Source organism: Micromonospora sp. NPDC048935, from assembly GCF_043197875.1.
Classification (GTDB): domain Bacteria; phylum Actinomycetota; class Actinomycetes; order Mycobacteriales; family Micromonosporaceae; genus Micromonospora.
In genome coordinates, this window is the sequence record NZ_JBICTZ010000005.1 from 261,279 (window position 1) to 287,498 (window position 26,220).

Sequence of the window (26,220 nt, forward strand, 5' to 3'; positions counted from 1 at the left end):
AGCCGGCGATGATAGAACTGTCGTCGTGCACGCCTTCGACGTGCTGGGCGATCCGGTCCGGCGCCGCATCCTGGAGCTGCTCGCCGACGGCGAGCAGACCGCCGGTGCGGTAAGCGCGGTGATCCGCGACGAGTTCGGCATCTCCCAGCCCGCCGTGTCCCAGCACCTCAAGGTGTTACGGGACAACGGCTTCGCCACCGTGCGGCCGGAGGGCACCCGGCGGCTCTACGCGGTCGACCCACGGCCACTGCGTGAGGTCGACGGCTGGCTGGAGCACTTCCGCCGGTTCTGGACCCCGCCCCTGGCGGCACTCGCCACCGAGCTGGCCCGGGGCCGACGCGACCGTCGGCTGCGCGAGCCCGCCGACCCACCCGACGAGAGGGACACCTGATGTTCGACGCCACCGAGCAGATCAACGCCGTGCAGCGCACCGTCGGCAGCCGCACCCTGGCCGCCGGCGAGGCTCGGGTGACCACGATCAGCCAGACCTACCAGGCGACGGCCGAGGATCTGTGGGACGCCTGCACCAACGCCGAGCGCATCCCCCGCTGGTTCCTGCCGATCTCCGGCGACCTGCGGCTGGGCGGCAAGTACGAGTTGCAGGGCAACGCCCACGGCATCATCGAGAGCTGCGAGCCGCCGCACCGCTTCACCGCCACCTGGGAGTACGGCGACGAGGTGAGCTGGATCGAGGTGCGGATCACCCCGGTCGACGACGAGCGTGCCCGCCTCGACCTGGACCACATCGCGCACGTCGACCAGGACCGGTGGGCCCAGTTCGGGCCGGGCGCCGTCGGCGTCGGTTGGGATCTCGGGCTGCTCGGCCTCGCCTCCCACCTGGCCGGCGACGGCAGCGGGGTCACCCCGGAGCAGAGCGCCGAGTGGAGCGCCTCCGCCGAGGGCCGACAGGCCATGGAGCTGAGCAGCCGACTGTGGGGTGCGGCGAGCATCGCCGCCGGCACCGACCCCGACGAGGCGAACGCCGCCGCCGCGCGCACCACCGCCTTCTACACCGGCTCCCCAGCAGCCTGAGCGCAAGCGGCGCAGCGCGGGGGGCGACGGGCAGCGCGGGACGACGGCGCAGCGGCGGCACGGCGGCGGCGGCACGGCGGCGGCGGCACGACGGCAGGGCGGGAGCGGGGCGGCGGCGGCGGCACGGCGGCGGCGGCGGCACGACGGCAGGGCGGGAGCGGGGCGGCGGCGCGGAGTAACGTGCTGCGGCATGACCGGCACGCCGTACTCGCACTGTTCCTACTGCGGCGCGGCCTACCCGGCGGCGGCCGGGTGGCCGCGTGTCTGCGCGGTCTGCGGCGAGACCGTCTGGCGTAACCCGCTGCCGGTGGCGGTCGCGGTGCTGCCGGTCCGCACCGCCGACGGCCTGGGCGTCGTGGTGGTCCGCCGGGACATCGAGCCGGCCCGCGGGCTGCTCGCGCTGCCCGGCGGCTTCATCGAGTACGGCGAGGAGTGGTCCGAGGCGCTCGTCCGGGAGCTGCGGGAGGAGACCGGCCTGGTCGCGGCGGCCGAGGATGCCCGACTGTTCGCGGTGCACAGCGCCCCGGCGGGCGGCACGATGATGGTCTTCGGGGTGCTGCCCGAACAGGCAGCCGAGAACCTGCCGCCCTCGGCGCCCACCGAGGAGGCGAACGAGTGGCTGGTACTCACCGACCCGGTCGAGTTGGCCTTCTCCACCCACACCCAAGTCCTGGCCGACTTCCTGACCCCCGACCGCCGGCACTGACCCCCCACCCCCGTGCCGCCCCGCCACCGTGCCGCCCCGCCACCGTGCCGCCCCGCGCCGGTGCCGCCCCTCCACCGTCCGCCTCGTCGCCCGCACCCGACCGCCAAGATCGTGCTCGATCCTGGTTGTCGTGGCATCCAACGTCGGCGAGGCCACTACTTCGAGGATCGAGCACGATCTTGGCGGGGTGGACAGCGCGGGGGCGGAGAGCGTCAGTGGGGCCGGGCGTCGTTGGCGCCGGTGAGGTAGCCACTGGCCTGCAGGTCGAACAGTTCGCGGTAGAGGCCGCCGGCCGCCATCAGCTCGTCGTGACCGCCGTGCTGGACGAGTCGACCGCGTTCCAGCACGAAGATCCGGTCGGCGTGCCGGACGTTGGCCAGCCGGTGGGTGATCAGGACGACCGCGCGATCGGGGCGACGGCGCAGGTGCTGGAACAGGGCGTGTTCGGCACGCGCGTCCAGGGCGGCCGAGGGCTCGTCACAGATGAGCAGGGCGGCGTCGCGGTAGAGGCCACGGGCCGCGACGAGCCGCTGCCACTGCCCGCCGGACAGCTCGTGGCCATCCTTGAACTCCCGGTCGAGCAGCGTGTCGTAGCCGTGCGGCAGGCCCACGATCATGTCGTGCGCGGCGGCGGCGTCGGCCGCCTCCCGCACGCTCGGGCCGGACCGGTCCGGTGGGCGGTCGTGCCGCCCGACGCGGATGTTCTGCCCGGCGGTGAACGGGAACTTCCACCACTCCTGGGTCATCACGGCCACCTGGGCGCCCAGGGCGCGCGGGTCCAACTCGGCGGCGTCGACCCCGTCCCAACGGATCACCCCGCCGGTCGGCTGGTAGAGCCCCGCGATCAGTTTGGCCAGGGTGGTCTTGCCGGAGCCGTTCTCGCCGACCAGCGCGATCACCTCACCGCGTCGGATGGTGAGGCTGACCCGGTCCACCGCCGGGGCGTCGGTGTCGGGGTAGCGCAGGCTCACGTCGTCCAGCTCGATCACGTCGACACCGTCGGTCACCCGGTTGCCCCCGATCGGCACCCGGGCGTGGGCGCGGGCCAGGAAGTCCCGGTAGTCCTCGTAGTAGAGGGCATCCTCGTACAGCGAGTTGGTGGCGACGACAGCCACACCCAGGCTGCTTCGCGCGGACTGCAGCGCGAGCAGGGCGGTGGCCGCGGCGGCGAGGGCGACCATCCCGGCCAGCAGCAGGCCACCGAGGACCGCGTACACGCCGAAGGTGGCCAACCCCGCCACCGTGGCACCGATCACCCGGGTGCCGGTCTGCGAGCGGACCAGCCGCAGTTGGGCGCGGGTCTCGACGGCCATCACCCCGCGGTACTCGGCGAGCAGGAAGTCGCGCATCTGGTACGCGCGCACCTCGGCGGCGGTGTGCCGGTTGGCCATCAGGTGGGCCAGCATCCACATCCGACGTCGCCGGGTGATCCGGGCCAGCATCGCCAGGTACTCCCGGCGGGCCATCCGCACCGCCGTGACCGCCTGCGGCACCGCGGCGAGCAGCAGGCAGGGCAGCAGCAGCGGTTGGATGACTGTCACCGCGACGGCGGTGGCGAGCATCCCGACCACGCCGGTGACCAGGTTGACGGTGTGGTCGACGATCCACGCGGCCTCGGCCATCCCCCGGTCGCGTGCGCGGTCCATCTCCTCGGCGAAGCCGGCGTCGTCGAACGCGGCGAGGTCCACCGCCGTGGTGGCCTCGAACAGCCGCAGCTCCACCTGATAGTTGATCTGCGGAGTCAGCCGGGCCTGGGCCCAGCCGGCCGCGATCGTCAGGCCGCCGCGCGCCGACACCGCCGCCGCGGCCACGACCAGCGCCGGCAGGGCCGAGCGGACCCGGTCCGGGGTGGGGCCGGCGGCGAACAACTCGCGCAGCACGCTTGTCGTGGCGAGCAGACCGAACGTGGTCATCACCCCGGCGGCGACATTCAGGCCGATGGAGGCGACCGTGTCCCGGCGGTTGGTGGCCCAGGCCAGACCGACCGCCTCGCGGACCAGCCGGGGCAGTCGACGGGCCACCGCCCAGAAGCTGGTGTGCGCGAACTCCTGCGCGTGGTGCAGCCAGTCGCGGTCCTCCAACTCCGGCAGCATCGTGCCCGGTGGATCGTCGGGCTGGTCGTCGTTCTCGACGGAGGCGCGCTGGCGGGCCATCGACTCCACGGGACCCTCCTCGGGGCGGGGATCACGAACGCCGCCCGAGACTACTGGCCGCCACCACCCGATGTCTCTAGGTAGTCGGCGCGTCGCGCGGCAGGTCCGGCGAGCCCTCCGTGATCGGCAGCAGCACCCGGAACGTGGTCCGTCCGGGCTCGGTCTCCACCCGGATGTCGCCGTGGTGCTTGTGCACCACGATCCGGTACGAGATGTCCAGCCCCAGGCCGGTGCCCGCGCCGACCGGCTTGGTGGTGAAGAACGGCTCGAAGATGCGCGGACGCACCTCGGGCGGGATACCCGGACCGGTGTCGGTGACCTCCACCGCCAGCAGGTCGCCGACCAGCCCGGTCCGCACGGTCAGCACACCCTTCTCCCCCATCGCGCCCAACGCGTTGTCGATCAGGTTGGTCCACACCTGGTTCAGCTCGGCCGCGTACGCCGGGATGTGCGGGATGTCGCGGTCGTACTCGCGGACCAGCTTGACCTCGGCGGGGATCTTCCCCTTGAACATCACGAGCGTCGCGTCGAGCAGGTCGTGCACGTCCACCACCCGGTACGGCGCGCGGTCCAGTTGCGCGTACTGCTTGGCGGCGCCGACCAGGCCGGAGATCCGGGTGACCGCGTCGCCGATCTCGCGCATCAGCAGCTCGGTGTCGACGGTGTAGGTCAGCCAGCGCACCGCCGCCTCCAGGTCCGCGGCGCCGACCGCCGCCTTCACCTGCGCCAACCAGGCCGCGTCGAGCCCACCGCCGACCAGGATCGGCGCCAGGTCCCACGCCCCACCGACCCCGTGCTCCTCCAGCCAGTCGGTGAGGGTGTCCTCGGCGTCGGCGGTGGCCATCGGCGTCAGTTTCGGCGCGGTGGCCACCCGGGACACCGCCTCCTCCTGCAACGCGACGAGGCCGTGCAGGGCGCTGCCGTCGAGCCGGCCGTCGGCGATCATCGCGAGTTTGTGCCGCATCCCGGCGACCCGGTCGCGCAGCACCGAGGTGGCCCGCACCGCCGCCGCCGCCGGATTGTTCAACTCGTGGGTCAGCCCCGCCGAGAGTGAGCCGAGGGCCAGCAACCGCTCCCGTTCGCCGACGATGGTCTGGCTGTCCCGCATCCCGAAGAACAGCCCTTCCAACAGGTGCATCGGCATCGGGAACCAGGACCGCAGGACGTGCGCGAAATCCTCCGCCGGCAACACGAAGAAGTCCGAGTCGACAAGCGCGCGCAGGCTGTGCAGGTAGTTCTGCTCGACCTGGTCACCCAGGTACGCCTGGGTGGCGCCGGCGTACACCCCGCGCTGGTCGGTGCGGCTGACCTCGACGTCGTCGCCGCGCACCTGCCGGCTCAGCGCCACCGCGCCACGCACCAGCACGAAGAAGCAGGTCGCGGGCTCACCCTCGCCGTACACCAGGGTGCCCCCGGCGCGCTGCTCGACCCGGCCACGCTCGGCCAGCCAGTCGAGCTGCCCGTCGTCGAGAGCCTCGAACAGGAACAGGGTGCGCAACTGCGCCGGTGTCAGTCGATCGGACCCGCTGGTCATTGGGCCTCCAGGTAACGGTGCACGAGCGAGACGGCCATCGCGCCCTCCCCGACCGCCGAGGCGACCCGCTTGACCGACTCGGCCCGCACGTCCCCGGCGGCGAACACCCCCGGGACACTGGTCTCCAGGTGGTACGGGTCGCGCGACAGCGACCAGCCGGCCGGCCGGCGTCCACCGGCCAGCAGGTCCGGGCCGGTGACGATGAAGCCGCGCCCGTCGCGGACCAGCACCCCGTCCAGCCAGTCGGTGCGGGGCTCCGCGCCGATGAAGATGAACAGCCAGGACGTGTCGACCGAGCGGGACTCCCCGGTACGGGTGTCGCACAGGGTGAGCCGCTCCAGGTGGCCAGCACCCGCCCCGCCCACCACCGCCGTGTGCGGGTGCACGGTGATCCGGTCGATCCGTTCCAACTGGTCGATCAGGTACCGCGACATCGAGGCGGTCAGGTCCGCACCCCGGATCAGCAGGTGCACCCGCGCCGCGTACCGGGAGAAGTGCACCGCCGCCTGGCCGGCGGAGTTGGCCCCGCCGACGATGTAGACGTCCTGCTCCACGCAGCTCGGCGCCTCGGTGGCGGCGGCGCCGTAGAAGACCCCCCGACCGGTGAAGTCGGCCAGCCCGGGAGCGTCGAGCACCCGGTACGACACCCCGGTGGCCAGGACCACGGTGTGCGCCGCGATCTCGGAGCCGTCGCCGAAGCGCAACAGCCGGGCGCCGCCGGCCTCACTCAGACCCACCACCTCCCGGGCGCTGAGCAGCTCGGCACCGAACTTGACCGCCTGCCGCCGGGCCCGGTCGGTCAACTGCGCGCCCGAGACGCCGTCGGGAAAGCCCAGGTAGTTCTCGATCCGGCTGCTCTGCCCGGCCTGCCCGCCGGTCGCCCGTCGTTCGACGAGCACGGTGCGCAGCCCCTCCGACGCGCCGTACACCGCCGAGCCGAGGCCGGCCGGGCCGCCGCCGATCACCACCAGGTCGTAGAAGTCACTCGCCGGCACCACTGTCAACCCGGCGAGCGCGGCCAGCTCGGCCTCGCTGGGGGCGACAAGCGCCTTGCCCTCGGCCGTCACCACCAGCGGTACGTCCGCCTCGGTGGCCCCGGCCGCGTCGAGCAGTCGGGCGCCCTCCGGGTCGTCGGAGAGCATCCACCGGTACGGCACCAGGTTGCGCGCCAGGAAGTCACGGACCTTGAACGACGGCGCCGACCAGCGGTGCCCGACGACCCGGATCTCGGCGCTCGCCGCGTCCGGGGTGACCGACCACGCCTCCAGCAGCCCGTCGACCACCGGGTACAGCTTCTCCTCCGGCGGATGCCAGGGTTTGAGCAGGTAGTGGTCCAGGTCGACGACGTTGATCGCCTCGATCGCGGCGTCGGTGTCCGCGTACGCGGTGAGCAGCACCCGGCGGGCGGCCGGGAAGATGTCCATGGCGGCCTCCAGGAACTCCACCCCGGTCATCTCCGGCATCCGGTGGTCGGCCAGGAGCAGCGCCACCTGCTCGCCGCGCAGTTTGACCTCCCGCAGCGCGTCCAGCGCCTCCGGCCCGGAGGACGCCCGCAGCACCCGGTAGCGGTCGCCGTAGCGGCGGCGGATGTCCCGGGCCACCGCACGGGACACCACCGGGTCGTCGTCGACGGTCAGGATCATCGGGTTCGCCATGGCGCCATGAAATCACCTCCTGCCGGTCGGCCGCACCTGGCCCGAGCCGCGCGGCACGGTTGACCGGGTTCGGGATGGGTAAGCCGGGGAGCCGCGTGGGTGGTCGTCCGTCGACGACACGCCCCGCTGCCGCGCACACCTCGGGGGGCCCATGGCGGACGTGTCGCCGACCGGACCGACGACGTCGGGTGGAATCGTTCAGTTGCGGGTGCACGGCGTGTCCGGTGCGGGCGCGGACCAGGTGTTGAACCGGCCGTACGTGCACCAGGTCGCCGGGGACCGCAACGGCGGCTTCTACCGCACCCGGCCCGGCTATCCGGAGTCCGAAGTGACCGACGGGGTGACGCTGGAGGCGTACCGCTGGAGTGACCTGCCGTCCGGCACGGCCGTGCGGACGCTGTCCCTGGTGTTCCTGCTGCCGTTCATGCTCTGCAACGTGGCGATCTGGATGCACCCGGTGCCGCACTCGGCGAAGAACATCGTCCTCGCCGTGGGGCGGGTGCTCGCCCTCAGCCTCACCATCCTCTACGTGCTCTCCATCGTCGGCGTGGTGCTGGACCTGATCGCCTGGCGCTGCCTGGGCGACCCGTCCTGCCTGGCGGGCCGGAGCTGGCTGTCCTGGCTCGGTGGCCGCCCGATCGGGCTGCGCCTGGGTGTGCTGGCGTTGGTGGCCATCGCCGCCGTCGGTGTCCTCTGGTGGTTGAGTACCCGCCTCAGCCACTCGTTCGACGCGTTCCGCACCGGCGGGCCGGCGACGTCGCGGCATCGGTTGAGCGCGGTCGGCCAGTGGGACGGGGCACCGCTCGTCGGTCGTCTGCGCTCGGTGCACGTCGCCGCCGCCTTCGCCACGCTGGACGGCAGCCTGCTGCTCGCCGAGTCCAGCCAGCACCGCACCTGGGTGATGGTGGTGCTGGTGGTGGCCGTCGGCGGGGTGCTGCTGGCCTGCCTGGTCCTGCTCAGCGCCGTGCGGAGCATCGACCGGCCCGAACCGGCACCCCTGGTGGACAGGCTCACCCGTGGACTGCGCACGATCACCTGCGGCATCACGATCCTGGTGATCGTGCACGTCCTCGCCAGCCCGGCGCCGTGGCCACAGAGCCGCGCACTGCCCGGGTACGGCGCCACCGTGGCCGGGCTGTTCGTCAGCCAGACCGTGCTGATCACGGTCCTCGCCGCCGTGGTGATCTCGCGGCGGGGCCGTCAGCAGCGCGTCGGAGGACCGCGGCCCGCGAGGCTGCGCGCACTGGGCTCGCCGGTCCTCGTCACGATCGCCGCCGGACTCGCGGTGGCCTTCTCCGCCGAGCTGGTCTACCGGACCGCGGACCTCCTGGACCGGGAGGGGACAACCGCGGACGGAATCGCGACGAGCCCGCCGCTGGCGTACAAGTGGGCGATCTTCAGCTTCTTCCTCGCGGTGTTGAGCGCGTTGCTGGTGGCCGCCCTGGTCACGGTGCTGACCCGACGCGGTCGGTGGCGGGCCGCGCGGGCGATCGTGGCCGCGGACTTTCCGCACGCGCCCCCGGAGGCGGCCGACCGACTGCGCGAGGTCGTACGGACGGTGGCACGGGCCCGGTTCACCGAACGACTGGAGCCGCTCACCGTGGTGTACGCGGGGCTGGCCGCACTCGGGCTGGCCACCAGTGCGGTCGGACTGTTCCAGATCTATCCCGGCGACATGACCCAGCGGTTCCTCGGCGTACCGGACGGCTTCGTCAACTTCTTCATCGGCATGGGCAGTTATGTGATCGCCGCGATCATTCTCGGACTCGTGATCGGCGGCCTCTTCGCCTACCGCACGGCCGGGTTTCGCCGGTACGTGGGCGTCCTGTGGGACCTGGGCACCTTCTGGCCCCGCGCGGCGCACCCGTTCGCCCCGCCCTGCTACGCCGAGCGGGCCGTGCCGGAGTTGGCCAAGCGCATCACCTACCTGGTGGAACAGGGGCAGGGGGTGTTGCTGACCGGGCACAGCCACGGCTCGGTGCTGCTCGCCGCCACGGTGCTCCAGTTGCCCGCCCGGGTCACCGACCGGGTCGCCCTGCTGACCTACGGGTCGCCCCTGGGCCGGTTGTACTCGCGGTTGTTTCCCGCCTCCGCCGACGTGTCGACGCTGCGGGAGGTCGGCGAGCGGGTGGGCTGGCGGTGGGTCAACCTGTGGCGCGACACGGACCCGATCGGGGGCTGGATCTTCGCCTCCCACCGGCCCGGCGAGACCGAGACACTGACCGGGCCGGAAGCGACGGTGGATCGTCGGTTGACCGATCCGCAGGACGTGGTGCCTCCACCCAGCGACAGTGTCCCCCCGCCGATCCTGGGGCACTGGCCGTGCGAGTCCGAGGAGGCGTTCGGGCAGGCGGTGCGGGATCTGGTCGCACGGCTGCGACGCGAGCACCCGGCGGTCGACTGACCGGACCGGGTCGGCGGCCGGATATCGTCGCCGGGTGACACCGTCCAAGAAGCCCGAGCGCCGGTTGATCGCCTCGAACAAGAAGGCCCGGCACGAGTACACGGTGCTACGCACGTACGAGGCGGGCATCGTGCTGGTCGGCACCGAGGTGAAGTCGCTGCGCGAGGGGCGGGCCTCGCTTGTCGACGCGTTCGCGCACGAACGCGACGGCGAGATCGTGCTCTACGGCCTGCACATCGCCGAGTACACGTACGGGACGTGGACCAACCACGCCCCCCGCCGCAACCGCAAGCTGCTGCTGCACCGGGCCGAGATCGACCGGATCCTGGACAAGGTCCGCGAGGGTGGGGTGACCCTGGTCCCGTTGTCGATGTACTTCGAGAACGGCTTCGCCAAGGTCGAGTTGGCCCTGGCCAAGGGCAAGCGCTCCTACGACAAGCGGCAGACGCTGGCCGAGCGGGACGCCAACCGGGAGATCGCCCGCGAGCTGGGCAGGCACCTCAAGGGCCACCCCCGCCGCCCCTGAGCTGCCCTCCATCGCGGTTTCTCCACGCGGCACGCCCCCGGGTCGTTGACGTCCCTCCAATGACGTGGTCTGCTCAGTCGAGACCGTTATTGAAAACGGTAATCATTCTTCTAAGCGGAGGAGAACCATGTCGCTCACCGTCCCGCCCGCCCTGCTCGACGCCGCCGAACGCGGCCCCGTCGACGACGAGGCGTTCGTCGCCTGCGTCCGCGACTCACTCCCGTACGCCTGGGCCACCGTCAGCCGGGTGGTGGCCGAGCTGGAGGCCGGCGACGCCGACCTCGCCGACAACGTCGTCCCGCCGCCCACCGACGCCGACCGGGGGCAACTGCTGCGGGCGCTGGCGAGCGACGCGATCCGCGCCGGCCTGGAACGGCACTTCGGCGTACGCCTGGCCTTCCAGAACTGCCACCGGGTCGCCGCGTTCCGCCCGTCGGCCGTGGACGGGGAGCGCTACCGCCGCTTCGTGTCGACCCGTGGGCAACTGCTCAACCAGTCGCCGGAGCTGCGCAACTGCTGACGGCGGGCCCGGGGCGGGCGGGAGCCCCACAGCCCGCCCGCCCCACGCCCCGCGCCCCGCGCCCCGCGCCCCGCGCCCAAGATCCGCACAACATCCCCGATGTTGGTGCCTCAGCCGCGCGGGAGGCAGCAACATCGGGGTAGTTGCGCGGATCTTGATGACGAGCACCGTGCTCGGGCGGGGCCGTAGGCGGGTTCGGGGTGACTCGTGTCCGTTGGTTGCGCTCGATCCGGGAAGGAGTGGCCTCACCAACGCGCCGGTGCCACTACTTCCCGGATCGAGCACGATCTTGCGCCGACATCCCGACGCGCCGGGACGCTCCTCGCAACTGCCGACGACACCGGGTGGACCCGTTGGAAACTCCGGCGGGGCCACCCTCTCGCCGCTAGCGGCCGATCTTGTCCAGCTCGGCGAGGTCGTCGTCGGTGAGGGTCAGTGCGGCGCCCGCGATGTTCTCGTGCAGGTGTGTCGTGGACGAGGTGCCCGGAATCAGCAGGATGTTCGGCGAACGCCGCAGCAGCCAGGCCAGGGCGACCGACATCGGTGCCGCCTCCAGCCGGGCGGCCACGGTCGAGAGCAGCGAGGACTGCAGGGGGCTGAAGCCGCCGAGAGGGAAGAACGGCACGAAGGCGATGCCCTGCTCGGCGAGCGCGTCGATCAGCTCGTCGTCCTGGCGGTGTGCGAGGTTGTACCTGTTCTGCACGCACACGATCGGCGCGATGGCCTGCGCCTCGGCGACCTGTTCCGGCGTCGCGTTGCTCACTCCGAGGTGCCGGATCAGGCCCTCCCGCCGCAGGTCGACAAGTGTCGAGAACGCCTCGGCGACCGAACCGGCCTGCGGGCCAGCGGCATCGCCGAGCCGGAGGTTGACGAGGTCGAGCACGTCGAGACCGAGGGTCTCCAGGTTCTCGTGCACGGACCGGCGCAGGCTTTCCGGGTCACGGGCCGGGGGCCAGCCGCCCCGCTGGTCGCGGTTCGCGCCGACCTTGGTCACGATGTGCAGCGAATCGGGGTACGGGTGCAGCGCTTCCCGGATCAGCTGGTTGGTGACCTGCGGCCCGTATGCCTGGGAGGTGTCGATGTGGGTGATGCCATGCTCGACGGCCGCACGGAGGACGGCGAGTGCGCCGGCGTGGTCGGCCGGCGGTCCCATGACCCAGGGGCCGGCCAGTTGCATGGCGCCGTAGCCGAACCGGGTGACCGTCAGGTCTCCCAGCGTCCAGGTGCCGCCGGGAAGGGAGGTGGAGACCATGTTCTTACCTCTGGCTTTCGTGTCGCACCGGGCCGTGCCGGTGCATCGCCTACCCGCTCCACTATCGGGGTGTAACTTCACTGCGGGAAGTAGGCACCTGAAGGTGCGTAACGCCCCGGCGGAGGGGGAGCAGTTCGATGACGACGACGACGGCGCGGAAGAGGGCTCAGGCCAAGGTGGAATACGACGCCTTCCTGGCGCAGTGTCCGAGCCGCAAGCTGCTCGACCGCATCGCGGACAAGTGGGTCACGTTGGTGCTGGCCGCGCTGCGCAGCGACGGCTCGCACCAGTTCGGCGCCGGCTGTGCCGGCGAGCCCCGGCCGATGCGGTACTCGGAGCTGTCGCGCCTCCTGGCCGGGGTCAGTCAGAAGATGCTGACCCAGACGCTGCGCTCCCTGGAACGCGACGGTCTGATCACCCGCACCGTGGTGCCGACCGTGCCCGTCACCGTCACCTACGAGCTGACCGACCTCGGTGTCTCCCTGCACGAGGTGGTCCGCGGCCTGAAGGGCTGGGCCGAGACGCACATGGACGACGTGCTCGCCAACCGCGCGACGTACGACGACCACGTCGACTGAGCCGCCCCTACGCACCTGCGGCCGGAAAAACCCACGGGAGTACGCAGACACGGCAGGATCCGGCCTTCCGTGCCCGCAGATGCGGCAGCTAGGGTGAGCCGGTGACGATGTTCCGGATCGGTGCGGCGGCCGACCTGCTCGGCGTCAGCAGCGACACGATTCGCCGCTGGGTCGACGCCGGGCGGCTGACGGCCGGGCGCGACGAGCACGGCCACCGGGTGATCGACGGGGTCGACCTGGCGGCGTTCGCCCGCGCCCAGGCCGCCGACCCGGACGCGGGCGCCGGGTTCTCCTCGGCCCGCAACCGCCTGCGGGGCATCGTCGTCGACGTCCGCAAGGACACGGTGATGGCCCAGGTCGACATCCAGGCCGGCCCGTTCCGCGTCGTGTCACTGATGAGCCGGGAGGCGGTCGACGAACTGGACCTGCGGGTCGGCTCGGTCGCCGTCGCGGTGATCAAGTCGACCACGGTGGTGGTGGAGCGGGCCGCACCCGCCCCGAGCGGCGGAAGGTCGGGCGGATGAGGCCGCGGGCGACGCGTACGGCGGTGGCCGTGGTCCTGGCCCTGGCGGTCGCCGGCTGCGGCACGGGCGGCGACCGGGCCTCCGGCGGTGCCGTCGACGGGCGGGTCACCGGCACGGTGACGGTCTTCGCGGCCGCCTCGTTGACCGAGTCGTTCACCCGCATCGGCAAGGACTTCGAGGCCGCCAACCCGGGCAGCACCGTGACTCTCAACGTCGCCGGCAGCTCCGCGCTGGCCAACCAGATCAACCAGGGTGCACCGGCGGACGTGTTCGCCTCGGCCGCCCCGGCGAACATGACCACCGTCACCGAGGCGGGCAACGCCGACGGCACACCGAGCGTCTTCGCCCGCAACCAGTTGGTGATCGTGGTGCCCCGGGGCAACCCGGGCCGGGTGACCGGGCTGGCCGACCTGGGCGGGCCCGGCGTGAAGGTGGCGCTCTGCGCCCACCAGGTGCCCTGCGGGGCGGCGGCCCGCACCGCCCTGGACGCGGCCGGCGTCGCGCTGACGCCGGTCACCTTGGAGCAGGACGTCAGGGGCGCGCTCGCCAAGGTGCGGCTCGGCGAGGTCGACGCGGCCCTGGTCTACCGCACGGACGCACGGGCGGCGAGCGCCGACGTGACAGGCGTCGAGTTTCCCGAGTCGGCGCGGGCGGTCAACGACTACCCGATCGTCGCGTTGCGGGACGCGCCGAACCGGGCCGGCGCGCGGGCCTTCGTCGCGTACGTCCGCTCGGCGCCGGCGCAGGCCATCCTCGCCGAGGCGGGCTTCCAGGCGCCATGAGTCGGGTCCTCGACCAGGTGACCCCCCGCCGGCGAGGGCGGGTGCCGGCGGCGTTGCTGATTCCCGCCGCGCTGGGGTTGCTCTTCCTCGTCCTGCCGCTGGCTGGTCTGGTGATCCGGGCGCCCTGGACGACCCTGCCGCAGCGGCTCAGCGCGCCGGGGGCGCTGACCGCGCTGCGGCTGTCGGTGCAGACCGCGACCCTGGCCACCGTGCTCTGCCTACTGCTCGGGGTGCCGCTGGCCTGGGTGCTGGCCCGGGTGGAGTTTCCCGGCCGCCGGCTGGTCCGCGCGCTGGTCACCGTGCCGCTGGTGCTGCCGCCGGTGGTCGGCGGCGTGGCGCTGCTGCTGGTCTTCGGCCGGCGGGGGCTGCTCGGCGGCTGGCTGGACGCCACGTTCGGCGTCACCCTGCCCTTCACCACCACGGGTGTCGTGGTGGCCGAGTCGTTCGTCGCCATGCCGTTCCTGGTCATCGCCGTGGAGGGCGCGCTGCGCGCCGCCGACCACCGCTACGAGGAGGCCGCCGCCACACTGGGCGCCGGCCGCTGGACGACCTTCACCCACGTCACGGTGCCGCTGGTGGCACCCGGGTTGGCCGCCGGGGCGGTGCTCTGCTGGGCGCGGGCGTTGGGCGAGTTCGGGGCGACCATCACCTTCGCCGGCAACTACCCCGGTCGCACCCAGACCATGCCGCTCGCCGTCTACCTGGCGCTGGAGACCGACCTGGAGTCCGCGATCGTGCTCAGCCTGGTGCTGCTCGTCGTGTCGGTGGGCATCCTGGTGGCGTTGCGGGACCGCTGGATGACAGGCGCATGACGCCTCCGCTGCTCGACGCCCGGCTCGTCGTCGACCGGGGCGCCTTCCGCCTCGACGTCGCGCTGCGGGTGGCTCCCGGCGAGGTGGTCGCGCTGCTCGGCCCGAACGGCGCCGGCAAGACCACCGCGCTGCGCGCGTTGGCCGGGCTGCATCCCCTCACGGCCGGGCACGTCACACTCGACGGCGTCGACCTGGATCGGCCGGCGGTGCGCGGCTGGGTGCCCACCGAACGCCGGTCGATCGGCGTGGTCTTCCAGGACTATCTGCTCTTTCCGCACCTCAGCGCCCTGGACAACGTGGCCTTCGGGCCGCGCCGGCACGGCGTGGACCGGCGGGCCGCACGGGCCACGGCCCGGGACTGGCTCGCCCGGGTGGGGTTGGACGCGCAGGCGCAGCGCCGGCCTCGGCAGCTCTCCGGCGGGCAGGCGCAGCGGGTGGCGCTGGCCCGCGCGCTGGCCGTGGCACCGGCACTGCTGCTGCTGGACGAGCCGCTCGCCGCACTGGACGCGCGCACCCGGCTGGACACCCGCGCGGAGCTGCACCGCCACCTGTCCGCGCACCCGGGCGCGACGCTGCTTGTCACCCACGACCCGCTGGACGCCCTCGCGCTGGCCGACCGGCTGGTCATCGTCGAGGGTGGCCGGGTGGTGCAGGAGGGCGACGGGCCGAGCGTCACCGCCCGCCCGCGCACCGACTACGTCGCCCGGCTCGTCGGGCTCAACCTCTATCGGGGAAGGGCTGCGGGGCACGGGGTACGCGTCGCGCCGGAGCTGACCCTCACCGTCGCCGACCGGCTCGACGGCGAGGCGTTCGTGGCGTTCCGCCCGGCGGCGGTGGCCCTGCACCCGACCCGACCGCAGGGCAGCCCCCGCAACACCTGGGCGGGCACCGTGGTCGGCGTGCAGCGGCACGGCGACAACGTGCGCGTGCGGGTGGACGGGCCGATCGGGGTGGCCGCCGACGTCACGCCGGCCGCCGCCGCCCAACTGCGGCTGCTCCCCGGTCAGCGGGTCTGGGTGGCGCTCAAGGCGGCCGAGACGCACGCCTACCCGGCCACCGGCTGATCAGCCGGCGAGCAGGTCGTTGTGCGCCGCGCGCAGCCGGGCCAACGTGGGGTCGCTGCCCGGGACGACCCGGCGATCCAGCTCGGCCCACGCCTGCGCCAGCGCCGCACGGATCGCGCCCAGCTCGGCGGCGTGCCGCTGGCTGCTGCGTCGGTGCTGCTCCTCCAGGCGCCGTGCCCAGCCGGCGGTGACCGTGGCGAGCCGGTCGGCGTCGGCGCGGGCCTGTGCACCGCTGCGGGCGGCCGCGGCGGGGACGATCGCGGCGACCGGGCGGGGATCGCCGTCGCGGGTGACGACGGTGACCGTGTCGGTCAGCTCGGCGAGCGCGACAAGTTGACTGAACCGGGTGCGCGCCTCACGCAGCGGCACGGAACGCGGCGGGTCGGAGTGGGGGGTGAGCGCGGGGACGGCCATGAATGCATGGTGCCGCGCGGGTATGACAACTATTCGCGGTCGTCGGTGGACGGTGAGTGCGCGGCGGGCCACTCGTCGGCCAGCACCGACCAGACCTCGACGTCGATCCGACCGTGCGGACCGGGGCTGACCTGGCGCAGCGTGCCGTCGAGGCGCAGGCCGAGTCGGCTGGCGAGGGCTTTGCTGCGGGTGTTGTCGGCGGTGGTACGCCACTCGACCCGCTGGATGCCGCGCTCACGGACCGCCCAGTCGACGATTCGGCGGATCGCCGGGGCGACCATTCCCCTGCCCTGCGCGGCCGGCTCCACCCAGCAGCCCACCTCGCAGACGCCCCGGGTCACGTCGAACGAGACGAACATGACGCCGCCGACGAGCGTGCCGCGCCACCACAGCCCCCAGATGCCGCCGGTGTCGCTGGCCCACCTGTCGGCGTAGCGCTGCAACACCGCGCGGGCCGACGGCAGGTCGGTGGCGACGAACGACGGCGACACCCAGGGCCGGATGTGCTCCCGCGCCCGATCCAGGTGGGCGAGGAACTCCTCGGCCCGCCACGGGTTCAGCGGACGCAGTTCGACGTCCTCGGTCAGCGGCAGGGCGAACACCGGGCCTCCAGTCAGATATGGAGAAGCAGCCTCGCACAGGCCCGTCGGGTGCGCGCGCCGGGCACCGCTCAGGTCGGCAGATGGGTACGCAGTGCCGCGAACTGCGCCACGGTCAGGTACGACGGGTTGGCCGCCTGCGGTTGGCCGAACACCTCCAGGGTGGCGAGCCGCTCGTCGGCGCGTAGCCGCAGCCGGGGCACCCGGTCCTGCTCGGCGAGGATGGGCAGGTCCAGCGGCACCGACCAGGGCTGCCCCGGCGGCCCCGGCTCGGCCGGCCCGGTGACCCGACCGATCCCCCACACCCCGTAGGGCAGTCGACCGCGGCTGCCGCTGGCCCAGAAGACGACCGCCTGCCCGGCGTCCATCAACCGTGCCCGGTAGCCGGGGCGTACACACCAGCTGGTCACCCGCGGATCCCGGGCGAACCGGGCGGTCAGGTCGACCAGCTCGGCGTTGCCCTTGATCAGCCAGGCCCCCAGGTCGTCCAGGCGCACCCGCGGCTCGGTCATCGCCTCATCCTGCCCCGCCGAGGGCCACCCCAATCAGATGATCGTGTGGGTCCAGTAGCTGAGCCAGAGCGCGAACAGCACGCCCTGCACCACGGCGAGCGTCGCGGTCAGCCACACGTCGACGCCGACGGGCCGGGCCCACCGGGCCAGCACCAGGGCCACCGGGAACGCGGCGAGCAGGTAGCGCAGCAGGCTCCGGTAGACCGCCGGGCCCATCGACAGCGGCACCAGCACCATGAGGACGCCGTACACCAGGTAGGCCAGGTCGCGGCGGCGGAACCCGGCGACAAGCACCGCCAGCACGGCCACGGCGAAGAGGGCCCGGGCGGCGTCGTGCGGCTCCCCGGTCAGCCCGTTCAGCAGCACCGGCACCGGGTTCTGCACCTCGATGCCCCAGCCGACCCGCTGAGCGTGCTGGTAGGCGAACCAGTCCCCGCCGCGCCACCGGCAGAACGCCATGAAGGTGAACCACCCGGCGGGCAGCAGCAGCAACGGCCAGCCGATCCGCAGGTAGCCGAGCAGGGCGCGCGGGCCGAGCCGCCAGTCGTGCTGACGCAGCAGGACCAGGGCCAGCGGCAGTGCGACGAGCAGACCGACGGAGCGGCTCATCGCCAGGAAGTAGCCGAGCACACCGACAAGCAGCCACCGCCCGCGCTCGGCGTGGTAGAACGCGGCCAGCGCGAGACAGATGAAGAGCGACTCGGTAAGCGCGGCCTGGAACAGAAACGCGGTCGGCAACAGCACGAGATAGCGGACGAACCGGCGGGCGGCGGGCGCGTCGCCGAGCAGCAGCTCGGCCAGCCGGTAGCCGTACCAGAGCGCCAGCAGGAACGCGACGTTGCTGATCAACAGCAGGGCCAGCGCGTTGTCGCCGCCGAGCAGCGCGCCGACCGGCCGGGCCAGGAACGGGTAGAGCAGCGGAAAGCCGAAGTCGTTCCAGGGCTGGTTCAGGGGCAGCTCGCTCAACCGCAGGTAGAGCAGGCCGTCCCAGGCGAACCAGAGGGAGATCCACCGCTGCCCGGAGATCTCGCGCTGCTGCGCCCACATCATCGCCTCGTCCGGCGGCGGCGCCCCGGGCACGCCGTCCCAGGCGTGCAGGACCAGCAGGCCGAGCAGGGTCAGCAGCAGCTTCGCACCGAGGAACAGGCCGATGACGTACGGCCAGGGCTCCGGCACCCGACGGGCCGCGCGCGCCGTGGCGCCGCCGGCCGCGGCCAACCGGACGGCAAGCGTCGCCGTGCCGCTCCGCCAGCTGTGCATCCGTCCCCGCTCCCCCCATCCGCCGGTCCACCCCCGCCGCACCGGAGTGTCGTCCAACCGGTTGTCCGCCGCCAGACGCCACTCCGGAGCGGAATCGATCGTTGACCAGCAGTGACATTCGACGCAGAGCGGGTAGGCGGGGCGTTTCCGACGGCGGTGGGGAGCGGGGAACGCGGCAGCGGGAGCGAGCGGCACGGCACCGTGGTCATCGGTGCGGGGCCGGCGGGGCTCACGGCGGCGTACGAGCTGCTCCGGCACGGCCGGACGGTGCAGGTCTTCGAGGCCGACGAGGTGGTCGGCGGGATCAGCCGGACCGTGGAACGCGACGGGTGGCGGTTCGACATCGGCGGGCACCGGTTCTTCACGAAGGTGCCTCGGGTGGAGGCGTTCTGGCACGAGATCCTGCCCGACGAGGACTTCCTGACCCGGCCCCGGATGAGCCGGATCCTCTACCGGGGTGCGCTGTTCAACTACCCGCTCAGCGCGATGAACGCGCTGCGCAACCTGGGTCTGACGGAGGCGGCCCGCTGCCTCGGCTCGTACGCCCGCGCCCGGCTGCGGCCCCCTCGGGACCAGTCGCACTTCGAGGGCTGGGTGTCGGCCCGGTTCGGCTGGCGACTGTATTCGATCTTCTTCAAGACGTACACGGAGAAGGTCTGGGGGATGCCGGCCGACCGGTTGCAGGCCGACTGGGCCGCGCAGCGGATCAAGAACCTGTCGCTGGCCACGGCGATCCGCAACGCGCTGCTGCCGAGGCGCCGGCGCACGGACGTGACAAGTCTGATCGAGGAGTTCCAGTACCCGAAGTACGGGCCGGGAATGATGTGGGAGCGCTGCGCCGAGCGGGTCCGTGAGCGGGGCGGGCGCCTGTCCACCGGCAGCTGGGTCACCGCCGTGCACCGCGACCCGGCCCGCCGTCGGGCGATCAGCGTGACGGTCAACGGCGCGGGCGGGCAGCGTACCGAACCGGCCGACCACGTGATCTCGTCGATGCCGATCTCGGAGCTGGTGTCCGTCCTGCGTCCGGCGGCGCCACCGGAGGTGCTGGCCTGCGCCGCCGACCTGCGCTACCGCGACTTCCTGACGGTCGCGCTCGTGGTGCCGGCGGAGTTCTCCTTCCCGGACAACTGGATCTACGTGCACGACCCGGGGGTGCGGGTGGGTCGGATCCAGAACTTCGGTTCCTGGTCGCCGTATTTGGTCAAGGACGGCCGCACCTGCCTGGGCCTGGAGTACTTCGTGTTCGAGGACGACGAGATGTGGCGTACCCCGGATGCCGACCTGGTGGCTTTGGGCACCGCGGAGCTGGAGGGGTTGGGGTTGGCCCGGCCCGGCGTGGTGGAGGCCGGCTACGTCGTGCGGATGCCCAAGGCATACCCGGTGTACGACGAGCGCTACCAGCACAACGTGGACGTGATCCGCGCGTGGCTGGCCGAGGCGGTGCCGAACGTGCACCCGGTGGGGCGCAACGGCATGCACCGCTACAACAACCAGGACCATTCGATGCTGACCGCGATGCTCACCGTCGAGAACATCGCCACCGGCAGTACGCACGACGTCTGGACGGTCAACGTCGAGCAGGACTACCACGAGCAGTCCTCCGGCGGTGACCGACGCGGCACGGGCCGGGACGCGCCGGTGCTGCCCAGCCGCATCGTCACCGCCCCGATCGCCACGCCCGTCGGGGTCCACTCCGGGGGCGACGGCGACCCGGCCGCGCAGGTCCCGCTGGCCTGACGGTGTCGGCGGGGCGTGGTTTGATCAGACCCTCGATCCGAGGGGGGCATGGTGGGGCGCAGAGCGATCATCTTTCACGGGACCGGCGGCAACCCGGACGTGGTGTGGTATCGGTGGTTGGCCGCACGGCTGGAGGCCCGGGGCTACGCCGTCGAGGTGCCGCACCACCCCGGCATCAACGTCGAGCCGATCGCCACGTTCCTGCCGAAGGTGCTGGACGGGCACACCTTCGACGAGGACACGGTCCTGGTGGGCCACTCCGGCGGCGCGGCGCTCCTCCTGGCGCTCCTGGAGCACGTCGAGGTGACCGTCGCGCAGGCGGTCCTGGTCGCCGGCTACAGCACCCAGCCCAACACCAGTGAGGAACCGGTCCTCCAGCAGAGCTACGACTGGGCCGCGATCCGGTCCCACGTGCGCGACATCTACTTCGTCAACTCACTCCGGGATCCGTACGGCTGCGACGACCGGCAGGGACGCGCCATGTTCGAGCGGCTCGGCGGCACCCAGATCGTGCGCGACGACGGGCACTTCGGCGACTACGACCAGCCGTACGAGCGGTTCGACCTGCTCGACCGGCTCATCCCCTGATCCGCTCCCTGCTGGCCCGCTGGCGTGCCGCCTCGTACAGGACGACGGACCCGGCGGTGGCGGCGTTCAGGGAGCTGGCCATGCCCACCATGGGTATCCGGACCAGGCGGTCGCAGGCGTCGCGCCACGCCGAGCTGAGCCCGGACGTCTCGTTGCCGACCAGCATCAGTGTCGGTTGGGTGAAGTCGTACTCCGCCGCCTCCGCCGTACCGCTCTCGTCGGTCCCCACCACCTGCACGTCGACGCCGTCCGCCCGGACGGCGTCGACCCAGTCGAGGACCTGCCGGTGCGACGGGACGCGCACCACGGGGATCGAGAACAGCGAGCCCGTGCTGGCGCGTACCGCCTTGGGGTCGTAGACGTCGGCGGCGTGGCCGGTGAGGATGACGCCGCTCGCGCCGAAGGCGTCCGCCGACCGGATCAGCGTCCCGATGTTTCCGGGGCTGGTCGGCCTGTCGAACACGACCGCGAGCAGATCGGGGCCGGTCGGGATCCGACCGAGGTCGTCCTCGGGCAACGCCACCACGGCAAGCAGCTCCGGGGCGCCCTCCACCTTGCCGCCCAGCTCGACCATCAACTCGCCGGCGACGGCGACCCTTGTCGCGCCGGCCCCGTCCAGGGTCTCCTGCGCCCAGGTCGACAGGTGTGCGTCCGCGTTGTACAGCAGCTGACGGACCTGCCACCCGAGTTGGATCGCCAGCGTGATGGGCCGCACGCCCTGCACGAGGAACTCGCCGCCGCGCTGGCGCTTGGTGCGGTTGCCCAACAGCGCCTCCCACTGCTGGAACCGCGCATTGCGAGTCGTCACCCGGAGGACCGCCACCAACCCCGCCTTAATCGTGTCTGCTCGTACGTCGTTCGGCCGGCCACTCGGCACCAGAACCTGCCGAGCTTACGTGGGTGGGCGCCGCGCCCGGCGCGCGCCGGGCGGGGAGTCCCGCCCGGTCGGTTCCGGCGGGCACGCAGCGCGGCGACGCAGGAGGCGCGCACGTGGTCGTACTCCGGCGTTCCCTGGGCAACGTCGCTCAGGGGGGCCGCGCAGTCGCGCCGAGCGAGCACCTCGCGCTCGTCGGTGATCACCTGCGGGGCACCGCGGGCCTGGTCGAGGAGGAGGAAGGAGTCCGCGAGGAGCAGATAGTCCAGGCGGCCCCGGTGGGCGCGGGCCAGCAGGACGGTGGCCTGCGGGCTGCTGGGGTCCGCCAGGTCGCAGGTGTCGCGGTGCTCGGTGGCGATCTCGTCGATGGCGGTGGCGAGGATGTCCGCGAGGTCGCGCCCGTCGTCGGGCGACAGGTGGCCGAGCAGCGCGCCGCCGAGGCGGTGGGTGTACCAGGCGACTCCGTGGTGGCAGAGCGACTCGGCTCCGGGGATGCCCGCGCCGTCGAGCAGGACGACGGCGCCGGGCACCGCACCGACGAAGTCCTCGTTCGGCCGGTCGGCCCTACCCGCGCTCGTCGCCAGACTGACGTGCACTCCCCACCTCCTGACGTGCGAGCGTCAATACTTCCTCGCCGCCGGTGATATCGGTTGACATCGACACGTAGTCTGCTGTCGATGACGGATCGTGCGGGTGTCGACACTGCGGGAGGCGCGTGCGGTGGGCAGATGGTTCAACCGAAGCCGCAAACGCGACGACGAGCCACCGCGTAAGGCGACGTCGTCCGGGCCGGTCATCGAGATCACCGTCACCCAGGGCGGCCGCTCGACCACCGAGACGGTCGGCGGTCCGGTGGCCTTCGGGCTGCAATACCACGCCTACCACCAGCAGTACGGCGCGTCCGACGCGCGCACGTTGGAGGCGGGCTCCCGTTACGCGCAGGAGTTGATGCGCGGCAACGACGTCGCCGAAGCCGTGGCCGTCTATCAGGAGATCGTCGGGTTGCGCAGCTCGGCGTTGGGGCCGGAGCATCCGGACACCCTGCGCAGCAAGCACAGCCTGGCGTTCGCGCTGTGGCAGCGCGGCTCACACGCCGAGGCGGAGCGGGTGCAACGAGACGCCTACGCGGCGCGACGCCGGGTGCTTGGCGACGAGGATGCCGAGACGCTGCGCAGCGGCAACAACCTCGGCTGGTTGCTGATCGAGCTGGGGCGCCTCGACGAGGCCGAGCCGCTGCTGCGGCAGGTCGCCGACGGCATGGCCAGGACGCTGGGCCGGGACGACGCGGACACCCTGACCTGCCAGCTGAAGCTCGCCGGGATCCAGCACCTACAGGGCCGCAGCCAGCAGGCCGAGCGGGCCCTCCGGGACGTGGTCAAGCGGATGACCAGGACGTTGGGGCCCACCAGCCCGGCGTCGCTGCAGGCCCGCAGCAACCTGCTCGTCGTCCTGCTCGACAACGGCCGGGCGGCCGAGGCGGTCGACGCCGCCCGGACGCTCGCGGACGACGCCGGTCGCGCCCTGAGCAACACCGACGGTGTCCGTCTGCACGCCCAGCACTCCCTGGCCAGGGCACTGGACGGGGTGGGCCGGCGGGCCGAGGCGATCCGGTTGCTGGACGACACGCTGCCGGACAGCGAACGGGGCCGAGGCGCCGACCATCCGGCGACCCTGGAGATGCGCACGCTCTTCGCCCTGCTGCTGGTCGAGGAGGGGGACCCCCGGGCGGGTCGGGAGGCGCGGGCCGCGCTGGCCGGGTGCGAACGCGTGCACGGCCCGACCCATCCACACACGGAGAAGGCCCGGGCGTTGGTCCGGCGCACCCGCTGACACCGAGGGGCGGTGGCCCGGTGAGCGACGGTCAGCCGCCGGTGTGGATGTGCGCCGCCCACAGCGTCGGCGTCAGCGGGTAGCGGTCCCGCAGCCCCCGCACGGCCGAGTGCAGCGCGTACGCCGCCGCCCCGGTCGCGTCGGCGTGCTCGTAGAAGGCGGTGGTCAGGGCGAGGGAGACCGCGTCGTCGATCTTCCACAGGGTGCCGATGACGTGCCGGAACCCGGCGAGTTGGAAGGCGCCGGTGATGTGCAGCGACTCGTCGACGAGGGTCGGCGGGGCCTGGGCGGTGGCGCAGGACGACAGGAAGGCGAACTCGGCGTCCAGGTCGAGCTGGGACACATCGGCCACGGTGAGGGGGCTGTCCTCGTGGTCGTGGACGAGCAGCCGGCCCTGCGCCGGGTCGTGCGGATCGGCCACCGCGTGGCACGCGAAGTGCGCGTACGCCGAGCCGGCCAGCCGGTCCAGGACCTGCTGCCGGGTGGCCGTCGCGTCCAGCCCGAGCCACGCGCCGGGCAGCGCCCGCGCCGCCGACGCGGCCTCGCGTTCGGCGCTGGGCAGCGCGGCCGGGCCGCCGGGGGTGGCGCGCATCGCCACGACGCAGGACCGGGCGTCGGGGCGGGACTGTCGTGGGCCGGTGCGTTTGCGGGCGAGCGCGGTCACGGTCGGGGTGTAGGAGGAGACCACCTGGTCGAGGGCGGACCGGCCGACGCCGGCCTGGGCGGCGTGCAGGGGAAAGAAGGCGAGCGGGCCGACCGGACACCACCAGACGCGCGGCAGCTCGCCGGCCGCCCCGGGCGCGTCCACGTGCTCCAGCACCGGCCCGACGAGGGCCTGCCACAACCATTGCAGTACGCCGGTGAGCACCGACTGGGCGCGCAGCCGGCTCCGCGCGTCCGCCGCCGGATCGTAGGCCGTGGTGGTGGCCTCCTGGAGCAGGCGCAGGTGTGTCATCGCGTCGGCCAGCGACAGATCCGGCAGGGGCAGCACCGTCACGCGGTGCTGTCGCAGGATGAGCGCGTCGCAGCGCAACTCGCTCGCGATCGGCACGATCACCGTGCCGTCGACCTGGTCGAGCAACTGCCGGGCGCTTGGCGCACGCAGGAAGTCACCCAGGCCGGGCAGCTCCCGGATCGTCGCCAACAACACGTTCCACTCGGTCTCCCGGTCCCGGCCGAAGGTGGTGGGCGCCGACGATTCGGGGACGGGCGCCTCGAAGTCCCGGCGCATCCGTTGGAAGTCGGCCGCCAGGTGCTGGTCGGCGCGTTGCAGCGCCGCCCACTCGCCGTCGGCCGTCAACCGCTGGTGCAGCAGCAGGCCCCGGCCACGCTCCAGCAGCTCCAGGGCCCGCTCCGGCTGCCCCGCGCCGATCGCGCAGGAGGCGGCGGTCGCCGCCAACCCGGCCGTCGAGCCGAGGTCGGCGTACTGGTCGTGTCGGGTACGCCCCCGGGACGCCAACCGGGGCAGCAGCGTGATGGCCTCGTCGAAGGCATCCGTCGCCTCCTCCCACCGGCCCAGCGCGGTCAGCGTGTAGGCCGCCTTGTCGAAGGACTGGATCCGGACCGGCACGGCGCCGGCGTCGACGCGGCCGGCGGCGCGCGCCCGCTCGGCGGCCTCGGTGAGCAGGGCCGTCGCACCGGTACGCAGGTAGGTCGCCCGCAACGCCTGGGCGATGGACAGCCCGGTCTCGACACGCTGCGGATCGCCCGCGGGCAGGGCGTCCAGGGCCCTGCGCAGCAGGACGATCGCCTCCTCCAGGTAGGCGGGCTCCCCGGTGGCGTCGTAGAGCAACCGGAGGCTGTAGCCCAACCCGTCCAGGTACAACGCGTGGTTGGCCTCGCCGCGCGCGGACAGCGCGAGCGCCCGACGCAGCAGACCGATAGCCGTCTCCAGCGCGGAGATGTCGCCGGTCAGCTGGTACGCCTTCCGGCCGACGCTGGCGAGGCTGGCGAGCGCCGTCCGATGGTCCGGGTGCCGCTCTCCGACGGTGTTCAGCGCGGCCAGGAACTCCTCCCACGCCTGGCCGAGCAACTCGGCGCGGCCGGTGCGGTCGGCCAGGGTGAGCAACGTCTGCCCGGCCAGGAAACGCGGCGCGTTGCCCTGCGGGGTGTGCTCGCGCAGCAACGCGACGGCCCGTTCGACATCGACGGTGTGGGTGGTCCCGGTCGCCCGGGCCAGCAGGCACCGGGCTCGCAGCACGACGATCTGGTCCTGGTTGGGCCCGGTCGTGTCCACCGAGGACAGCAGCTCCATCGCCTCGTCGACGTAGTCTTCCACCCCGGTGAGCTGGTAGGCACGCAACAGCGCCTCCGCGTGGATGCCCCGCAACGCGGGCCGATGCTCCTCGCTGATCCACCGCTCGGCCATCTTGGCGATGCCGGTGAGCCGGTAGAGCGTGTCGACCGAGCCGTCGAAGGTGTGCCGGGCGCGATGGACCTGGCAGTTCTTCAGCATCAGCAACGCGCTGTTACCGAGGTCGGCCGAGGTGTCGTCGGCGAACTGCAGATACCGCTCGGCGATGTCCAGCAGCTCTGGGTCACCGTCGAGCTGGGCCCTGGCCAGCAGCACATCGGTGTACGTGGCAAGGGCGCGGACACCGTGCGCCGTACCCAACTCCGCAGCCAGAAAGGTGTCGGCCATCGTGCGGATCGCGGCCTCCAGCACGACGGTGGCCTCGATCAGGTCCTCCCGCGCCCGGTCCGCGGCGTACCTGTCGAGCAGCGCGGCCCCCAGCTCCACCTGGGCCTGGGCCCATCGCCGGTCGCCGCGCGGCTGGCCGGCCGCGGCACGACGCCAGCGGTCGACGGCGTCCGTCGCGTAGGGACCCACCGGCGCACCTCCTCCTCGCGGTCGCTCCCCAGCC

At 72.8% G+C, this 26,220-nt stretch carries 25 protein-coding genes; 14 read left to right on the forward strand and 11 right to left on the reverse strand.

The features are described 5' to 3' along the window. The first annotated feature begins 25 nt into the window (after positions 1 to 25). From ACGFIW_RS16855 to ACGFIW_RS16865, 3 genes are all read left to right on the forward strand, one after another. Complete coding sequence (locus ACGFIW_RS16855; protein ID WP_393315914.1) at positions 26 to 391, forward strand: ArsR/SmtB family transcription factor; 366 nt, start codon at positions 26 to 28, stop codon at positions 389 to 391. Then, complete coding sequence (locus ACGFIW_RS16860) at positions 391 to 1,032, forward strand: SRPBCC family protein (RefSeq protein ID WP_393315917.1); 642 nt, start codon at positions 391 to 393, stop codon at positions 1,030 to 1,032. Before ACGFIW_RS16855 ends, ACGFIW_RS16860 begins: the two co-directional genes overlap by 1 nt. Positions 1,033 to 1,222: 190 nt before the next feature. Continuing rightward, entirely contained in the window at positions 1,223 to 1,738 is a 516-nt protein-coding gene (locus ACGFIW_RS16865; protein ID WP_393315920.1) for an NUDIX domain-containing protein, read from the forward strand. A gap of 212 nt (positions 1,739 to 1,950) precedes the next feature. Here the strand turns inward: ACGFIW_RS16865 and ACGFIW_RS16870 are convergent, their stop codons facing one another. The 3 genes from ACGFIW_RS16870 to ACGFIW_RS16880 all read right to left on the reverse strand — a co-directional run bounded on the left by ACGFIW_RS16870 (position 1,951) and on the right by ACGFIW_RS16880 (position 7,080). Then, positions 1,951 to 3,891: an ABC transporter ATP-binding protein gene (locus tag ACGFIW_RS16870; RefSeq protein ID WP_393316476.1), complete on the reverse strand. Its 1,941-nt coding sequence runs from the start codon at positions 3,889 to 3,891 to the stop codon at positions 1,951 to 1,953. 76 nt (positions 3,892 to 3,967) lie between these two features. Then, positions 3,968 to 5,425 (reverse strand): ATP-binding protein, encoded by a 1,458-nt coding sequence (locus tag ACGFIW_RS16875; protein WP_393315923.1) that lies wholly within the window; start codon positions 5,423 to 5,425, stop codon positions 3,968 to 3,970. Next, positions 5,422 to 7,080, reverse strand: coding sequence for an FAD-dependent oxidoreductase (locus tag ACGFIW_RS16880; protein WP_393315926.1), 1,659 nt, complete (start codon positions 7,078 to 7,080; stop codon positions 5,422 to 5,424). Before ACGFIW_RS16880 ends, ACGFIW_RS16875 begins: the two co-directional genes overlap by 4 nt. A 217-nt stretch (positions 7,081 to 7,297) precedes the next feature. On the opposite strand from ACGFIW_RS16880, the gene ACGFIW_RS16885 reads away from it, so the two are divergent. From ACGFIW_RS16885 to ACGFIW_RS16895, 3 genes are all read left to right on the forward strand, one after another. Continuing rightward, positions 7,298 to 9,484: a hypothetical protein gene (locus ACGFIW_RS16885; protein WP_393315929.1), complete on the forward strand. Its 2,187-nt coding sequence runs from the start codon at positions 7,298 to 7,300 to the stop codon at positions 9,482 to 9,484. Between the two features lie 34 nt (positions 9,485 to 9,518). Next, positions 9,519 to 10,010 (forward strand): SsrA-binding protein SmpB, encoded by a 492-nt coding sequence (gene smpB / locus ACGFIW_RS16890; RefSeq protein WP_393315932.1) that lies wholly within the window; start codon positions 9,519 to 9,521, stop codon positions 10,008 to 10,010. A 127-nt stretch (positions 10,011 to 10,137) separates the two neighbouring features. After that, positions 10,138 to 10,530: an SCO5389 family protein gene (locus ACGFIW_RS16895; protein WP_393315935.1), complete on the forward strand. Its 393-nt coding sequence runs from the start codon at positions 10,138 to 10,140 to the stop codon at positions 10,528 to 10,530. Positions 10,531 to 10,915: 385 nt separating this feature from the next. Here the strand turns inward: ACGFIW_RS16895 and ACGFIW_RS16900 are convergent, their stop codons facing one another. Then, positions 10,916 to 11,782: an aldo/keto reductase family oxidoreductase gene (locus ACGFIW_RS16900; RefSeq protein ID WP_393315938.1), complete on the reverse strand. Its 867-nt coding sequence runs from the start codon at positions 11,780 to 11,782 to the stop codon at positions 10,916 to 10,918. Between the two features lie 137 nt (positions 11,783 to 11,919). On the opposite strand from ACGFIW_RS16900, the gene ACGFIW_RS16905 reads away from it, so the two are divergent. The 5 genes from ACGFIW_RS16905 to ACGFIW_RS16925 all read left to right on the forward strand — a co-directional run bounded on the left by ACGFIW_RS16905 (position 11,920) and on the right by ACGFIW_RS16925 (position 15,542). Further along, on the forward strand, positions 11,920 to 12,360 hold the full coding sequence (locus tag ACGFIW_RS16905; protein ID WP_393315941.1) for a winged helix-turn-helix transcriptional regulator: 441 nt from the start codon (positions 11,920 to 11,922) through the stop codon (positions 12,358 to 12,360). 101 nt (positions 12,361 to 12,461) lie between these two features. Further along, a complete protein-coding gene (locus tag ACGFIW_RS16910) occupies positions 12,462 to 12,884 on the forward strand; it encodes a molybdopterin-binding protein (protein ID WP_393315944.1) in 423 nt (140 codons plus the stop codon). Further along, the gene (modA, locus tag ACGFIW_RS16915) at positions 12,881 to 13,666 is read left to right on the forward strand and encodes a molybdate ABC transporter substrate-binding protein (protein ID WP_393315947.1); all 786 of its coding nucleotides are present in this window, start codon (positions 12,881 to 12,883) and stop codon (positions 13,664 to 13,666) included. The genes ACGFIW_RS16910 and modA overlap by 4 nt, the downstream gene beginning before the upstream one ends. Continuing rightward, a complete protein-coding gene (locus ACGFIW_RS16920; RefSeq protein ID WP_393315950.1) occupies positions 13,663 to 14,478 on the forward strand; it encodes an ABC transporter permease in 816 nt (271 codons plus the stop codon). Before modA ends, ACGFIW_RS16920 begins: the two co-directional genes overlap by 4 nt. Further along, the gene (locus ACGFIW_RS16925) at positions 14,475 to 15,542 is read left to right on the forward strand and encodes an ABC transporter ATP-binding protein (protein ID WP_393315953.1); all 1,068 of its coding nucleotides are present in this window, start codon (positions 14,475 to 14,477) and stop codon (positions 15,540 to 15,542) included. The genes ACGFIW_RS16920 and ACGFIW_RS16925 overlap by 4 nt, the downstream gene beginning before the upstream one ends. Here ACGFIW_RS16925 and ACGFIW_RS16930 read toward each other — a convergent pair whose 3' ends face one another. The 4 genes from ACGFIW_RS16930 to ACGFIW_RS16945 form a co-directional block, all read right to left on the reverse strand. Next, entirely contained in the window at positions 15,543 to 15,956 is a 414-nt protein-coding gene (locus ACGFIW_RS16930; protein WP_393315956.1) for a type II toxin-antitoxin system Phd/YefM family antitoxin, read from the reverse strand. A 29-nt stretch (positions 15,957 to 15,985) separates the two neighbouring features. Then, positions 15,986 to 16,558 (reverse strand): GNAT family N-acetyltransferase, encoded by a 573-nt coding sequence (locus ACGFIW_RS16935; RefSeq protein WP_393315959.1) that lies wholly within the window; start codon positions 16,556 to 16,558, stop codon positions 15,986 to 15,988. Positions 16,559 to 16,626: 68 nt separating this feature from the next. Then, positions 16,627 to 17,067 (reverse strand): hypothetical protein, encoded by a 441-nt coding sequence (locus tag ACGFIW_RS16940; protein WP_393315962.1) that lies wholly within the window; start codon positions 17,065 to 17,067, stop codon positions 16,627 to 16,629. A gap of 33 nt (positions 17,068 to 17,100) precedes the next feature. After that, positions 17,101 to 18,327, reverse strand: a complete 1,227-nt coding sequence (locus tag ACGFIW_RS16945) for a hypothetical protein (RefSeq protein WP_393315965.1) — start codon at positions 18,325 to 18,327, stop codon at positions 17,101 to 17,103. A 156-nt stretch (positions 18,328 to 18,483) separates the two neighbouring features. Here ACGFIW_RS16945 and ACGFIW_RS16950 point away from each other — a divergent pair, with 156 nt between their 5' ends. Together ACGFIW_RS16950 and ACGFIW_RS16955 are read left to right on the forward strand one after the other, a co-directional pair. Next, positions 18,484 to 20,064: an NAD(P)/FAD-dependent oxidoreductase gene (locus ACGFIW_RS16950; protein ID WP_393316479.1), complete on the forward strand. Its 1,581-nt coding sequence runs from the start codon at positions 18,484 to 18,486 to the stop codon at positions 20,062 to 20,064. Between the two features lie 48 nt (positions 20,065 to 20,112). Beyond that, positions 20,113 to 20,652: an alpha/beta hydrolase gene (locus ACGFIW_RS16955; protein ID WP_393315968.1), complete on the forward strand. Its 540-nt coding sequence runs from the start codon at positions 20,113 to 20,115 to the stop codon at positions 20,650 to 20,652. Here the strand turns inward: ACGFIW_RS16955 and ACGFIW_RS16960 are convergent. Both ACGFIW_RS16960 and ACGFIW_RS16965 read right to left on the reverse strand, forming a co-directional pair. Continuing rightward, on the reverse strand, positions 20,642 to 21,478 hold the full coding sequence (locus tag ACGFIW_RS16960) for an RNA methyltransferase (RefSeq protein ID WP_393315971.1): 837 nt from the start codon (positions 21,476 to 21,478) through the stop codon (positions 20,642 to 20,644). The genes ACGFIW_RS16955 and ACGFIW_RS16960 overlap by 11 nt on opposite strands. Then, positions 21,457 to 22,122 (reverse strand): hypothetical protein, encoded by a 666-nt coding sequence (locus ACGFIW_RS16965; RefSeq protein ID WP_393315974.1) that lies wholly within the window; start codon positions 22,120 to 22,122, stop codon positions 21,457 to 21,459. Before ACGFIW_RS16965 ends, ACGFIW_RS16960 begins: the two co-directional genes overlap by 22 nt. 97 nt (positions 22,123 to 22,219) lie before the next feature. Between ACGFIW_RS16965 and ACGFIW_RS16970 the strand changes: the two genes are divergently transcribed. Beyond that, a complete protein-coding gene (locus ACGFIW_RS16970) occupies positions 22,220 to 23,356 on the forward strand; it encodes a tetratricopeptide repeat protein (protein WP_393315977.1) in 1,137 nt (378 codons plus the stop codon). A 31-nt stretch (positions 23,357 to 23,387) separates the two neighbouring features. On the opposite strand, the gene ACGFIW_RS16975 is transcribed toward ACGFIW_RS16970, so the two are convergent. Then, positions 23,388 to 26,186: a CHAT domain-containing protein gene (locus ACGFIW_RS16975; RefSeq protein WP_393315980.1), complete on the reverse strand. Its 2,799-nt coding sequence runs from the start codon at positions 26,184 to 26,186 to the stop codon at positions 23,388 to 23,390. Between the last annotated feature and the right edge of the window lie 34 nt (positions 26,187 to 26,220).